Source organism: Streptomyces populi (genome assembly GCF_002911015.1).
GTDB classification, from domain to species: Bacteria; Actinomycetota; Actinomycetes; order Streptomycetales; family Streptomycetaceae; genus Streptomyces; species Streptomyces populi.
This window is the reverse complement of record NZ_KZ626929.1, coordinates 1-12844: the sequence shown is the minus strand read 5'-3', so window position 1 is coordinate 12844 and position 12844 is coordinate 1. Positions and strand designations below refer to the sequence as shown.

The following is a 12844-nucleotide window of genomic DNA, read 5'->3' as shown; positions in this document are numbered from 1 at the left end:
GTCCGGTCCGGTTCATCGTCCCGGTGACGCGACGACGCAGAGGCGGGCGTCCCGTGGGACGCTTCGGAGCGAAGTGCATGATGAGGCGTTCCCCCGTTGCGTAGTGCGGTCCACCGACCCCGGTACCGGCTGCCCTTTTCTGAATTCTTCCCCAACAGACGTGTGCGATGGGGGATCAGGTTGGTCAACAATGAGTTAACCCTATGTGAGGTGAGGACAGCGCCCTGCAAGGGGGTGGCCGAGTTGGCGACATCCCGACGCCGGCCGGCCTCGGCCGCGGTGAACGTCAGCGTCCCGCGGCCTACCGGCGCAGGGCAGCACAGCCGGCCGGGCTCACACGGTGATCGCCTCCCCCTCCGGGACGATGGTCAGAGGCACCTCGGTCAGCGCCGCCGGGCTCAGGAACCGGGCCATCGACTCCTGACCGGTCCGGCTGAGCATGATCTCGTGGATCTGGACGAGACGGTTGGGGGCGACCTCGCGTACGTAGTCGACCGCCCGCCCGAGCTGGGTCCACGGTCCGCTGGTGGGCAGCAGCAGCGTGTCGACGGGCGCGGGCGGTACGTGGTACGCGTCGCCGGGGTGGTGGACCCGGCCGTCGACGAGGTAGCCGACGTTGGTGACGCGGGGGATGTCGCGGTGGATCGCGGCATGCAGGTCGCCGGACACCGCCACGTCAAAACCGGCGACGTCGAGGCGGTCGCCGTCCGCGACCGCGACGACCTGGCCACGCCGGGCCGCCCAGCGTCCGACCACACGGAGCGGTCCGTAGACCCGCAGGCCGGGGCGGGCGTCCAGGGCCCGGGCGATCAGGTCCTCGTCGAAGTGGTCGAAGTGGTCGTGCGTGATCAGGACGGCGTCGGCGGCGGCGACCACCTCCTTCGCGTCAGGGGTGAACGTGCCCGGGTCGACGGCGATCCGCCCACCGTCCTTGACCAGCGACACACATGCGTGGGCGTGCTTGATCAGCTGCACTGCCGGCTCCTATCGACGTAATGTACAGGGCACACTGTAATACAGCCATCCCTGTACTTTTTTGCTAGACTGGGGGATGTGAACGACGCGCCTTCGAACGAACCGGCCCCCCTCCCCGACGAGTTGGCCGTCCGCCTCCGGACGGTTGTCGGCACCCTGGTCCGCAGCGCCCGTACCGTCGATCGGCTCGCGTCCGTTCCGGCGGCGGTGCTCGGTCTCCTCGACACGCGGGGGCCGATGACCACGGCCGACCTGGCGGCGACCCGCGGAGTGCGCCACCAGACGATGGCCGCGACCGTCAGGGAACTGACCGAGGCGGGCTTCCTGGCCTCACGCACCGATCCGGGCGATGCCCGCAGGAAGGTCCTCACCCTGACGAAAGCGGGGAAGAAGGCGCTCGACACGGACCGCCGTCAGCGCGTCGGCGTGCTTGCCGACGCGCTGGAGGAAACGCTGGACGAGGAGGACCGGCGCGCCTTGGCGCACGCCCTTGACCTCATCGATCGGATCAGCGGCAGCATCCGGGACGGCCACTCCTTCTCCGGCGAGCGCGAGTTCAACACCGGAGCGTGGTGACGAGGCCCGAGTAGCCTGCTCCGGCCGGTTTGCGCGCGTTTCCCACGCGCGCGAACGCGTTGGGATCGTCGAACATGACGTTGCGGCCGATGTCCGGAACGATGCGGAGCTTCACCCCCGCGCTCTCCGCAGCCCGTCCCTGCCAGGCAGTTCGCCGCACAGCTCGCCCCGAAGGCGGATGCGTTCCATGCGTGCCCGCTCGGGCATCACCCCCATCGCGGGGCCGGTGCCGCGGTAGAGGCCAAATGGCCGAGAAGTCCCTGGTGCGAGCGGATCCGTCGCCGCCACCTGCCCGAGGGCGGCATGGACCAGCCCTGCCCCGAGCTCCCCGGACGTGCCTCAGCACCCCGGGAAAACTCGTCGAAACAGTCTCCCTGCAGCAGCCGAGGACGGCCCCCCTCCGGCCCTTGACGGCTGGCTGGGCGGACGCGGACTCGGGGACTGGAGTGGGTTACTTGCCGGTGGCCTTCGGGGCTCGCAACGGCCCGTCCCAGCCGTCGCCATGCACCGCCTGACCTGGTCTTTTATTATTCTCGCCCCTATGGTCGACATCGGTCGAAAGGGGGGCCGGATGGACCGGACCGTACGCACCGTCGAGGACGTTCTCGCGCTCCTGGACGGGCTCTTCGCATCTGAACCCGAGGCCGGCCGCTTGGCGACGGGCGACGGCAAGGACTTCTGGGACCGTTTCTATGCCGACCGGTCAAGGCCGGTCCCGTTCTTCGTGGCCAAGCCCGACGAGAACCTGGCCGCCTACCTCGACCAGGGCCTGATCGCTCCCGGTCGGGCCCTGGACCTGGGAAGCGGACCCGGCCGCAACGCCCTGTACCTCGCCTCGCACGGCTTCGAGGTGGACGCCGTCGACCTCTCCCCGGTGGCCGTCGCCTGGGGTGAGGACCGGGCTCACGAGGCCGGAGTCGACGTCCGTTTCCTGTGCGGTGACGCTTTCGCCCTCCCCGCCGCCGAGTTGAGCGGCCCGTACGACCTGGTCGTCGACTCAGGATGCTTCCACCACCTGCCGCCCCACCGCCGGGTCAGCTACCTGGCCCTCCTCGACCGGGTCCTCGCCCCTGGCGGTCACCTCGCGCTCACCAGCTTCGCCGCGGGCGAGGCCGGAATGGGGTCGGAACTCACCGACGCCGACCTCTACCGCGAACACGAGTTGCAGGGCGGCCTCGCCTACACCCCGGAATCGCTGCGCTGGATCTTCTCCGACCTGGTCGAGGTGGAACTGCGCCGCATGCGGGAGGAACCCCCTGAGTCAGCACTGTTCGGCGTGACCTTCCTGTGGACCGCGTTGTTCCGTCGTGGTTCCTCGCCGTCGAAGCAGGGCTTGCGCGACAGGCACTACCCGCACGTCAGCGTGGGCAACCCCCAGTCACCATGATCGTTGCCGTTGCCGTCGCCGCCGTCGCCGACCTTGAGGTCGATCACCTGCGCGCCACTGACGTCCACGTCGATCGGCACGGCAGCTTGTTTGCCGTGGATCGTCGGCGTGGTCACCAATGTCTTGCCGTCGGCCGTCACGGAGAACGTCACTGTTCCCGCGCCGCTGGTCTCGTCGTCCACACCGACCTCGGCCGTCAACCGCGAGCAGTTTCCCGCGAGATAGAGCTCGATGCCGCTGTCCGCGTTGGTGCCCAGGCCCTTGGCGTAGCGCGCCCCGGCGATGCTGATCGGACGGCCGTCGCCGGCTGCCTGCTCGCCGACGCTGGTGTCACGCTCGACCGGACCCCACCCGTTGGTGGACGAGAAGAACGGCAGGTCGCTCACTGCGTTCTTCCCGGCCGGTGGAGCAGGCGGTATCGCGCCGACGATGCGCTCGTCCGTGCCGGTGGCCCGCCGTCCGTTCTGCAGGTAGTGGACTGTCGCGGTGAGTGCCGAGGCGGACGGCAGCTTCCCCGGCTGCGGTTGGACCTTCCAGGTGAAGGTGGCCGACCGGCCGGGTTGCAGGTGCTCGACCGACGCGGGGCTCGCGGCGCTCACGTCCCAGCCGTCGGGCGCGGAGAGCGAGGCCGTCAGCCGGGCGGCGGACGGTTCGTCCTTCGGCACCCGCACCGTCGCCTCGGCCACGAAAGCCCGTCCCGACTGGGCGGTGTCGGGCACGTCCAGGGTGATGTCCGCCCCCGGCCGCTTCGGCATCGCGTACGTGTGGGCGTCGTAGCGGGGGCTGTCGTTCTGTGCGACGTGCAGGGACGAGGCGTAGCTGCCGTAGTTGGTGAGCGACACCTTGCCGAGGCCGCCGGTGCTGCCGTCCAGGTTCCATACGGCAATGGCGATGCTGTTGCCGCCATTCGGGTTCAGGATCCCGTTCGGCACCGGGAACGTGTGCTGCGGCCCGAGGTAGTTGACGTAGTTGCCGACCTGCCAGCCGTTCACGAAGATCGTGGCCCGGTACTTGCGTGACGGGTCGTCGGTGAACGTCAGCCCGAGCGACGTGTCCTGGCCGTGCGGCAGGTCCAGGGCGACGTCGGAGCGGTACCAGGAGACCCCGGGACGGGTGTCGGCCGTCGGAAGGGACGTCTTCTTCCACTTGCCGTCCGGGTAACCGGGCAGGGACCAGCCGGCCCGCTCGCCGTACAGGCCGCCCGTCGAGAGCGGCCCGCGCACCGTGTCCTGCAGGTCCTCGCCGCCGCGTACGCCCTGTAGCCGCCAGGTGACGGCGGTCAGCGGTGCCCCGGCGAGGGAGGCGCTTGTCAGTCCTCGCGCTGCCTTGTTGCCGTTGGTCGAGTTGTAGTCCTCCTCGTGCCCCATGTTCACGGTGAGCACGGAAATGACGTTGTCACCCTTGGACTTGAGCACATCGGCCGGGAAGGTGAAGTCGGCCCTGCCCGTGGTGGAGCTGCCCAGGAAGGTGCCGTTGAGCCAGGCCGAGAACGCCTGCGCCCCTCCGCCGGAGTCCGAGACCAGGCGGACGCCGGTCTCCTTGCCGGTGGCGTGGAAGCGGCCGCGGTACCACACGTTACCGGTGTGGAAACCGTAGTCGTCCGCGTAGAGCACCGGCGGCGCGTTGACACCGGAGATGCTGTTGGTGGTCGTCCTGTCGGCCACCTGCCAGCTGGTGTCGTCGAAACCGGGAGCCGCTTCGGGCGACTCCTCGCTGTGCTTCCAGTCGGTGAGTGCCGGCAGGCGTACCGGGGCTGCCGTCGGGATCTTCCCGGCTGGGCTCCCCGTGCCGCCGGCCCGGGTGTCGACGGTCCGGCCGTTCCAGGTGATGTGGTCGGCGGAGGTGAACACCTCGATGTTCTTGTCGTCGGCGTTGTCGCCGGTGAGTGCCAGGGTGCGGCCGCCATGCAGACTGGTCGCCGTCCGCAGCAGGTGGCTGCCGCGCACGAGGACGGGGCCGGCCGCTGTGTCCTGACGCCAGAAGGTCTTGGCCGTGGCCTTGTCGCCGACGAGCAGTTCGAGCGGGCGCTGTCCACCGCCGGTGATGCCGACGCGGATCAGGCCCTTGTGCGTGTAGTTCAGCCGAAGGTCGCCGGTGGCCGCGTCCCAGGTCGTCGTGACCGGGCCGCCGCTGGAGGTCACCGTAGGCTCGGAGGCGTAGCGCAGCACGGTCTCACCGTCGCTGCCCGCATCGCCGTAGAGCACGGCGACGTCCCGGTCACCGATGGTCGCGTTGGTCATGATCTCCGAGGTCGAATACCGCAACTGCGATTCGCCGAGCCGGTAGTTGGCCACGATCACGTGTGAGTCGCGTCCGTCGAGCGTGATCGCGGTGCCCGGCTGCTGGGGCACGACCGGGTAGGTCGGCTCCGCGGCGGTACCCGTCGGCACGTCGATGGCGTCGATGGCCACGTAGTCGTCGGTGGAGCCCGGGCCGTGACTGCCGTCGACGACGATTTTCAGGGTGTGCGCTCCGTCCGGCAGGCCGGTCTTCTGGAAGATCACCGCCTGGTTCTCGCCGCCGGAGTCGTCGACCGTCGCGACCTTGGTGCCGTCGAGGTAGACGTCGGCATTGCCGTGGTTGTCGGTCTTCGAGCCGATCCAGCGGATCGCGGTGCCCTCGAAGGGGACACTCACCGAGTCACCGGCCTTGTCGGAGAAGGACTCGGTGTGCTTGTAGTCGCCGCCGGTGTAGCTCTGGTCGGCCACGTGCGACCACGAACCGGTGTATTGCAGCGCGGCGTCGGGGTCGTCCCAGGTGTAGGTGGTGTCGGCGGAGGGCCGGGCGTTGAAGTCCACCGCGATGTGGGTCCTGTCGACCGCGGTGGACGTGGAGTTGCCGTGCCGCAGGACGTGGAACTGCGTCTTTGTGTCGGGGTTCATCCGGGCGGTGTCCACGACCGCGGAGTCGTCGGGCGGTGTGGCCCTGATCGTCTCGGTCTTGGTCAGCGGTGCGACCGACTGTGTGAAGTACCCGATCAGCTTGTCCTCGTCGTACTTCGGGTCGAGCCGGCGGTTCTCGCGGATCGCGGCGCCGTAGTCGTAGGACGTGTAGTTCTGCGGCATGCCCAGCCAGCCCCAGTTGGTGCCGCCGTAGGTCATGTAGAAGCTCTGCGCGGTGGCGCCGACGGCTATGTTCTGCTTGTAGAACACGTTGGCGAACTGATCGTTGATCAGCTGGGCGCACTTGTCGTAGCCCGGCCCGCCCCAGGGGTCGAAGGCGCCGCCCTGGAACTCCGGCGAGTACAGCGGCCTGCCGGCGGGGTGGTCGTAACTGATGTCCGGAACGCCGTTCCACTTCGAGGGGTTCGAGCAGTCGAAGCCCTGCGGGTAGGAGTCGGGGCCGTCGACGTCCAGGGCGCCGGTACCGGAGTTGAAGGTGCCGTTGTTGTTGCCGGTCAGCGGCACGGTGATACCGTCGGCGCGGGCCTTGTCCTCCAGGTGCTTCATGTAGGAGTGGCCGGCGGCCGAGCCGTTGTAGTACTCGTTCTCGACCTGGTAGGCGATGACGGAGCCGGTCCCGTTGGTCAGTTGGTGGCGGGCGATGATCCGGTCGATCCGGGTCAGCCATTCGTCCGCGTACTTCAGGAACCGCGGTTCGTCACTGCGGTTGTTCCCCGCCTTGGTGGTCAGCCAGCCGGGCAGGCCCCCGCTGTCGACCTCCGCGTTGATGTACGGCGCCGGGCGGGCGATGACGTAGAGTCCGGCCTCCTCGGCCATGTCGAGCAGCTTGTCGACGTCACGCACCCCGCTGAAGTCGTACACACCCGGCTTCGGCGAGTGGTATCCCCAGTCGAAGTACAACGACGTGGAGTTGAAGCCCGCGGCCTTCATCTTCTGGAAGATGTCGCGCCACAGGTCCGGGCTCGGGAGCCGAAAGTAGTGGAACTCGCCGGACCACAGGTAGGTCCGCTTGCCGTCGACGAGGAACGAGTAGCCGTCGATACTCACCGCGTGCGCCCGCGGACCGACGGCGGGCGCAGCGGCGGGAGCCTGTACGCCGACGTCCCGCGCCGCCGCGGCGGGCGCGCTCATGCCCGCGGCGAGGGCGATGGTCGCGGCGGTCGCGAGGACCGCCCTCCACCGTCTCCCCCGACCGGTCCTCGTAACTTCTGAACTGATCTGATTACCCCGCACTGCGGCCCTCCATACGGCCCGAACGATCGGCATCAAACAGACTCAGGCAAAGTCGAACAGTAGGGCCGCACAAGGCTCAACACAATGGGGCGGGAAAAGACAGATGAGAAATGTGGGGCTGCGAATCCCTCGTACACAGGGCTGGTTGCCCGGCTTGCGCGCAGCCATGCTCGATGGGCGCTTCCCTGACCTCGCGGAAGCGCATTGCCTTCACGCTGGTGCACAACCTGCCGCCTTCAGCCCTGCTTGCCCGTCGCGAAGGTCGGACCGAGCCTTCCCGGAGCGGCACGGCGGCGGTCTTATGCGCTCTTGCGCAACTCGTGCGCCTGCCTTCACCTCGTCACGCCCCTGACCGCCCGCAACCGCGGGCACAGCGGCAACGGTCCTCCACATCATGTATGCAGCGCGGTGGGAACCTGGTGCACTGGTGCTTCGGGCGAATCTGCGGCGCCAGGCAGGCCCGTTCGTGTCGTTGACCGTGGCGGCTTTGATCGCCGGCTTCGCCGTGACCCAGTCCACGCATCGATGGATCGAGATCGGCGAGAACCTCCATGAGGCGGCCTGCGGCTACGGCGGGGCGGCCGCCGTCCTCCTGGCAAGCTGGCAGGGCGGCGCCGAGGTACGCAGCGGAGTCGATTGGATCCATGCGACAGCCGTTCGCGGAGTTCTGACCCAGCGCTTGGCAGGCCTTGCCTCAGGCGTCCTGTGGCCACTGGCTGGATACCTGCTGGCGGTCCTGGCCGTGCTCGTGTGGCCTTACGCGGGACAGCCGTCCCACCGCCCGCCGTTCGATGCCATGACCGTCGACGCAGCGTCGATCGTGGCCGTCTCGTGCTTCGGCCACCTGGCCGGCCGCGCCGTCCCGCTCCCGGCGACTCCGTTCGTGCTCGTCACGGCCTTGATCCTGTTCGGGCAGAGCTCTTGGTGGTCGGCGATCACACATCCCGCAGAGATCAACTACACCGGGGACGCGCTTCCGCCCGGCACGTCCGGCTGGGTTCCGGTTCGCCCTCATCCGTGGCTGCCCTGGTGCAGGGCCCTGATGCTCGCCGTCGTGGCGGCGGCCGCCGTCAGCTTGTGCGCGCGCTGCTGGAAGACGGCCGTCGTACTGGTGACGGTGGCCGGGACAGCGGCACTGGGGTTGCATCTGACGCAGAAAGGCAGTGCCGCGATCTCGGCCGTCAACGCCTCCGAGATGCGCTGCACGGGACGTGCCGTTGCTCTTTGCCTGCCGAAGGAGAACGAAGGCGCGCGGCGACGTCTCCAACCCCAGGTGGACCGGCTGGCCGGAAAACTGCGAGGCGTGCGCGGTGCACCCTCCTATTACGTGGTGAGCGACCAGAGCTATCGCTACGGAGACTGGGGAGCCGACAACGACCCGGCCGACACAGGCCCTCGAGTCATCGGTATCGAGCTCTCCGCCGATGCCAGATCCCTCGCCAGGGACATCGCCTGCCCGGATCTCTGTACAGGGCCCCTGGAGGGAGCGGTGTTCACCTGGTTGACCGGCACCTCACCGGACAGCGTGCTCTACGGAGAAGAGCAACTGCATCTCGTCCAGCTCCTGAACGAGATGCCTCCGAAGCAGCGCACGAACTGGCTCAGCCGGTACCTCGACGCCGTGGAGTCCGGGAAATCACTGCCCGACATGCCTTACACCCCACGGTGGTCGTCATGAACCCACGTCAGCTTCTTCCCGTGTGGTTGCGAGCCGTCCCCGGCTTGCGGTGGCCCTGGCTGCTCGCCGTCTCCGGAGTGTGCGCGGTCGGCGTTTGGCTGGGGAGGGTCGCCGGCCAGGAGGACACCCTGGCGCTGCTCCTTCTGCTCGCCCCGCTACTGCCCCTCGTATGGGTCGCCGTCAGCTACGGAGGCAAGGCCGACCCGTTCGCGCCGGTCGTCCGGACAACCCCGGCCGGAGGCCTGCGGCTGCTGCTCCTACGGACCGGAGTCGTCCTGGCCATCTCTCTGCCACTGCTCGCCGCCACCGGCCTGGCCGGGTTGAGCGGCTCGCTCTGGGCAGCGGCCTGGCTGATGCCGTGCCTGACCCTCACCCTCGCCACGCTCGTTCTCAGCTCCTACATCGGCTGCCTGCTCGGCGCCGGCGCGGTGGCCGTCACGTGGTTGCTGGGAGTCTCGGCCATCACCCGGCTGTCCATGCGGGCGGACCGACAGGTCACATCCTGGCGCCCTGTCCTTCTCAAAGTCCTCATGGATCTCCTCGACTTCGGTTCCCAGTTCCTCTGGGCGCTGGCCGCCGGCGCACTGACCCTTCTGCTCACCCTCCGCCGTGAGTCCTTCGACGACTTGAGGTCCCGATGATCAGCGCCCGCCGAGTGACCGTCCGCCACCGGCGCACCACCGCGGTCGACAGTCTCTATCTGGAGCTGCCTCACGGAGTCCACGGTCTGCTGGGGCCAAACGGTTCCGGGAAGAGTTCACTGCTCGCCGTGCTGGCGACGGCAACAGGCCCAGCCGAAGGCGAACTCAGGCTTCTGGGCAGAGATCCCGCCCGCCCCGCCGAACGGCGGGAGATCCGCCGCAGACTCGGCTATCTGCCACAGAAGTGTGAGATGTTCCGCGGATTCACAGTCCGCGAGTGTGTCGCCTATGCCGCCTGGCTCAAGGACATGCCCACCCGAACAGGGGGACCGGCAGTGGAGCGCGCGGTGGAGAGAGTCGGCCTGAGCGCACGTATCGACAAGAAGTACCGCTCCCTCTCCGGCGGTATGCAACGCCGCGTCGGGATCGCTCAAGCCTTGGTGAACCGGCCGGAACTCCTGCTCCTCGACGAGCCGACGAACGGTCTCGACCCGGAACAGCGCGACCAACTGCACCTGCTGCTGAAGGAACTGAGCGCCACAACCGTGGTCGTCATGGCCACCCATCTGCTGGAGGACGTGGAGGGGTGCTGCAACAGCGTGGTCGTGCTCAAGGACGGGCGCAAACGGTTCGCCGGGTCGCTGGACGAGCTGCGCTCGGCGGGCGGATACGCACGAGTGATCGCAGACGGCCCGGACCGCCTGTGACAGCCGTGGGAGGCGCGGAGGCGTGCCGGGATACGCTCGGTGCTCGTCATCCCTACGCATCAGCCGGTGCATCCAAACGTGCTGCGCCTCTGGCGTGCCGAGCAACGGGCCATCGGAGAGCTGATGGTGCATCCGGAAGGAGCGCCGGGTCGACGCAGGTGCCTGGGGTATGCCGAGTTCTGCGAGAAGCTCGATCGCGACGAGGTCTTTCAACGCTGGTTCGCCCCGCTCCTTGCGGACATCGACCGGCTCGCCGAGGACACCGCACCGGCGGCGTCCCGGCTTGCCGAACTCCAGCAAATACTCATCACTCTGATCGACGTGTTGGACCCGAAGGCCGAGCGGTTCCCGCAATTCCGTGAGCTGGCCAACGCGACACCGAGCACCAGAGTGGCCAACCACTGATTCCCGATGTGGTTGTCAACGCTTGATCCGTGACTGGTTGCAGCCGGCTCAGCATGGAACAGTAGTGCCCGCACTGGCCCGAGATTCAACGGGTTTACCTGCCCCGGGGAGCAAGAGGGCGTGGGCCGGGGCGAGTCGCGGTCCGTCCTCGGGCAAGGCGACGGACCATGACACCGATCATGGCCCGGCGAATCATGGCCTCGGCACGGGCGGGACTGGTTTCGTAGTCACGGGCCGGACACCGGTTGGCGGTGAGCCATGCGAAGGTGCACTCGATCACCCATCGCCTGGGCTGGACCTGGAAGCCTCACTGCCCGGGATCCTTGCGGACGATTTCCAGTTCCCGGCCGGGGATCCGGGCGATCCAGTCGACCGGGGCGTGCATCAAAAGTGGATCAAGATACTCGTTCTGGCCCCGGCAGTGTCATGCGATGCTCACGTCATGGCTCATCAATGCGAGGTCGCCATCGTCCGCTGGCCAGGTCAGGCCCCTTCCGTCCAGGATGGGCCGGCAGATCTGCTGGCGGCCTACCACCTGCAGACGCAGGCCGAGAAGGGTGAGGCCGTCGCCGGCGTGGATGGGTTGCCGGACCGCTACCGGATGGAGATCGCGGATCCACAGGCCGTGTTCGTCGGTGATGTCGTGCTGCTGGCGTTGAGCGGGGACACCGCGGTGGGCTGCCTGGTGGTGACCGCCCCTGTCAACGGACGGTCCGAGGTCAAGAGACTCTGGACGGACCCGGCGTTCCGGGGGCGGGGCATCGCGTCCAGCCTGGTCAGCGCGGCGCTCGTACATGCCGCGGAAAGCAGCGTCAGCGCAGTGCGGTTGTCCGTGTGGAGATGGCGGGCTGGTGCGATCGCCCTGTACGAGCGGCTTGGATTCACCGTCACCGATTCGTGGGACGAGCGGGACCAGCTGGTCTGCATGGAACGAGCCGTGTGAGTGGTCACGGCCATTCGTTGATGGCCGCCACGAGGACGGTCGCCTCGTAGCGGACCGCGAGCTTTTCGTAGCGCGTCGTCACGGCGCGGTGCCTTTTGAGGCGATTGATGCCGCACTCCACTGCATGCCCCGCCTGTGGTCCGCCGGGTCGAACCTCGACGGCCGGTCGCCGCGGGAACCGTGTTCCTCGCGGTTGCGGGCCTGGTCGGCCTTGTCCGGGATGGTGCCGCGGATACCGCGTCGGCGCAGGTAGGCGCGGTTTACGGGAGGCGTAGGCCTTGTCGGCGCGGACCCGATCGAGGCGAACACGCGGCCTGCCCGGCCCCAGCCGGGGGATCCGGATGCGGCCCAGGACGACCTCGAACTGCGGGGAATCGCCGCGCTGTCCGGCCGTGACCACGATCGACATGGACTTCTGGCGCTGCTCGACGGTCAGGTGCGGCTTGGTGGTCAGGCCGCCGTGCGAGTGTCCGAGCCCGTGATCGTCCGGCTCGGTGGCGATGCCGCCGGGCGGCTCCTTCTACAGATCCCCTTTTCCCGCGCCCCGGCGGCATGCCGAACGGTGCGATGGCCCAGGGCTGGACGGGTGAGCGGTGGACGCTCTTGAGGGTGCGCGTGCTGATCGCGGACCACCTCGGTGCGTCCTTGTCCGTCCAGGGAGTACGGGAGCTGCTGCGACGGCACGGCTGGTCGGGCCGGAGGCTCGCGTGGCGGGCGGTCGAACGGGAGGAGGCGGCGGTGGCCGGATCTCGGTGGAACCGGACGACCCGGTGGAGTAACGGCTCACGACTCTCAGTGGACACATACGACCGTACGCGTAGCGATCGTCGTCGGCTCCGAACGGCTGGGCGTGGGCCCCGGCTGCGGTCCACCGGCATCCGGGAGGCGGTCACAGGCTCCTCACGGGCCCCGCAGACATGATCGTCTTCGGCCCGCGCAGGAGAGCACGGTCGGGCCTCCGACCCCTTACCACTGCGGGATCACCGCGGCAATGCGACAGTGAAACCATGAGCCGTCACCGACGCCCCTCGCGGCGGGCCTCGTGGATAGCGGGCGGCGCCGCCGTTCTCGTTCTCGGCGGCACCGGAACGTGGCTGTTGCTGGACTCGGAGGGGAACACACCCGACTCGGCGGCGACGGCTCCGAGCACACCCCCGTCAAGAGCGGAACCGTCGGAAACACCCGAGCCGCGCACCTCCACCTCAGCGCCTTCGACACCCAAGCCCACCGCGACCACAACGTCCCACTCCCCCAGGCCGGTGCCCTCCACGAACCGCCCGACAGTCCACCCGTCGACGGTCGGCCCGCGTACCACCCAGCCACCGCCGCCGACACACACGTCTCCTCCACCCACACGTCCTCGGCCGGTGCCGCGGCCCTCCGAGACCATGACGCA

The 12844-nt window shown here is 68.6% G+C and carries 13 protein-coding genes; 8 read left to right on the top strand and 5 right to left on the bottom strand.

The genetic code is table 11. The features are described 5' to 3' along the window. Positions 1–333: 333 nt before the first annotated feature. Positions 334–975: an MBL fold metallo-hydrolase gene (locus CW362_RS32235; protein WP_103553141.1), complete on the bottom strand. Its 642-nt coding sequence runs from the start codon at positions 973–975 to the stop codon at positions 334–336. A 78-nt stretch (positions 976–1053) separates the two neighbouring features. Between CW362_RS32235 and CW362_RS32230 the strand changes: the two genes are divergently transcribed. After that, the gene (locus CW362_RS32230) at positions 1054–1551 is read left to right on the top strand and encodes a MarR family winged helix-turn-helix transcriptional regulator (protein ID WP_103553140.1); all 498 of its coding nucleotides are present in this window, start codon (positions 1054–1056) and stop codon (positions 1549–1551) included. On the opposite strand, the gene CW362_RS45370 is transcribed toward CW362_RS32230, so the two are convergent. Further along, positions 1532–1666 carry a hypothetical protein gene (locus tag CW362_RS45370; protein ID WP_276313718.1) on the bottom strand — a complete coding sequence of 45 codons (135 nt, stop codon included), beginning with the start codon at positions 1664–1666 and terminating at the stop codon, positions 1532–1534. The genes CW362_RS32230 and CW362_RS45370 overlap by 20 nt on opposite strands. A gap of 456 nt (positions 1667–2122) precedes the next feature. Between CW362_RS45370 and CW362_RS32225 the strand changes: the two genes are divergently transcribed. After that, complete coding sequence (locus tag CW362_RS32225) at positions 2123–2938, top strand: class I SAM-dependent methyltransferase (protein WP_103553139.1); 816 nt, start codon at positions 2123–2125, stop codon at positions 2936–2938. Here the strand turns inward: CW362_RS32225 and CW362_RS32220 are convergent. Continuing rightward, a complete protein-coding gene (locus tag CW362_RS32220) occupies positions 2899–6972 on the bottom strand; it encodes a beta-galactosidase (RefSeq protein ID WP_240658139.1) in 4074 nt (1357 codons plus the stop codon). The genes CW362_RS32225 and CW362_RS32220 overlap by 40 nt on opposite strands. A gap of 568 nt (positions 6973–7540) precedes the next feature. Between CW362_RS32220 and CW362_RS32215 the strand changes: the two genes are divergently transcribed. The 5 genes from CW362_RS32215 to CW362_RS32195 all read left to right on the top strand — a co-directional run bounded on the left by CW362_RS32215 (position 7541) and on the right by CW362_RS32195 (position 11448). Then, complete coding sequence (locus CW362_RS32215; RefSeq protein ID WP_103553137.1) at positions 7541–8752, top strand: hypothetical protein; 1212 nt, start codon at positions 7541–7543, stop codon at positions 8750–8752. Next, positions 8749–9393, top strand: a complete 645-nt coding sequence (locus CW362_RS32210) for a hypothetical protein (protein WP_162684301.1) — start codon at positions 8749–8751, stop codon at positions 9391–9393. The genes CW362_RS32215 and CW362_RS32210 overlap by 4 nt, the downstream gene beginning before the upstream one ends. 14 nt (positions 9394–9407) lie before the next feature. Continuing rightward, complete coding sequence (locus tag CW362_RS32205) at positions 9408–10100, top strand: ATP-binding cassette domain-containing protein (RefSeq protein ID WP_103553146.1); 693 nt, start codon at positions 9408–9410, stop codon at positions 10098–10100. Positions 10101–10139: 39 nt separating this feature from the next. Beyond that, positions 10140–10505 carry a hypothetical protein gene (locus CW362_RS32200; protein ID WP_103553135.1) on the top strand — a complete coding sequence of 122 codons (366 nt, stop codon included), beginning with the start codon at positions 10140–10142 and terminating at the stop codon, positions 10503–10505. Positions 10506–10947: 442 nt separating this feature from the next. Beyond that, positions 10948–11448 carry a GNAT family N-acetyltransferase gene (locus CW362_RS32195; RefSeq protein WP_103553134.1) on the top strand — a complete coding sequence of 167 codons (501 nt, stop codon included), beginning with the start codon at positions 10948–10950 and terminating at the stop codon, positions 11446–11448. 4 nt (positions 11449–11452) lie between these two features. On the opposite strand, the gene CW362_RS32190 is transcribed toward CW362_RS32195, so the two are convergent. After that, the gene (locus CW362_RS32190; RefSeq protein ID WP_240658140.1) at positions 11453–11884 is read right to left on the bottom strand and encodes a hypothetical protein; all 432 of its coding nucleotides are present in this window, start codon (positions 11882–11884) and stop codon (positions 11453–11455) included. A 116-nt stretch (positions 11885–12000) separates the two neighbouring features. Here CW362_RS32190 and CW362_RS45730 point away from each other — a divergent pair, with 116 nt between their 5' ends. Continuing rightward, positions 12001–12369, top strand: coding sequence for a helix-turn-helix domain-containing protein (locus CW362_RS45730; RefSeq protein WP_103553133.1), 369 nt, complete (start codon positions 12001–12003; stop codon positions 12367–12369). 94 nt (positions 12370–12463) lie between these two features. Here the strand turns inward: CW362_RS45730 and CW362_RS44140 are convergent. After that, on the bottom strand, positions 12464–12844 hold a 381-nt coding region (locus CW362_RS44140; protein ID WP_206301113.1), incomplete at its 5' end, for a hypothetical protein.

Bases quoted from the DNA above. Each gene is read 5' to 3' on its own strand.
- CW362_RS32220 (WP_240658139.1), bottom strand. From the start codon at position 6,972: ATGAGCGCGCCCGCCGCGGCGGCGCGGGACGTCGGCGTACAGGCTCCC.
- CW362_RS32195 (WP_103553134.1), top strand. From the start codon at position 10,948: ATGGCTCATCAATGCGAGGTCGCCATCGTCCGCTGGCCAGGTCAGGCC.
- CW362_RS45730 (WP_103553133.1), top strand. From the start codon at position 12,001: ATGCCGAACGGTGCGATGGCCCAGGGCTGGACGGGTGAGCGGTGGACG.
- CW362_RS32225 (WP_103553139.1), top strand. From the start codon at position 2,123: ATGGACCGGACCGTACGCACCGTCGAGGACGTTCTCGCGCTCCTGGAC.
- CW362_RS32210 (WP_162684301.1), top strand. From the start codon at position 8,749: ATGAACCCACGTCAGCTTCTTCCCGTGTGGTTGCGAGCCGTCCCCGGC.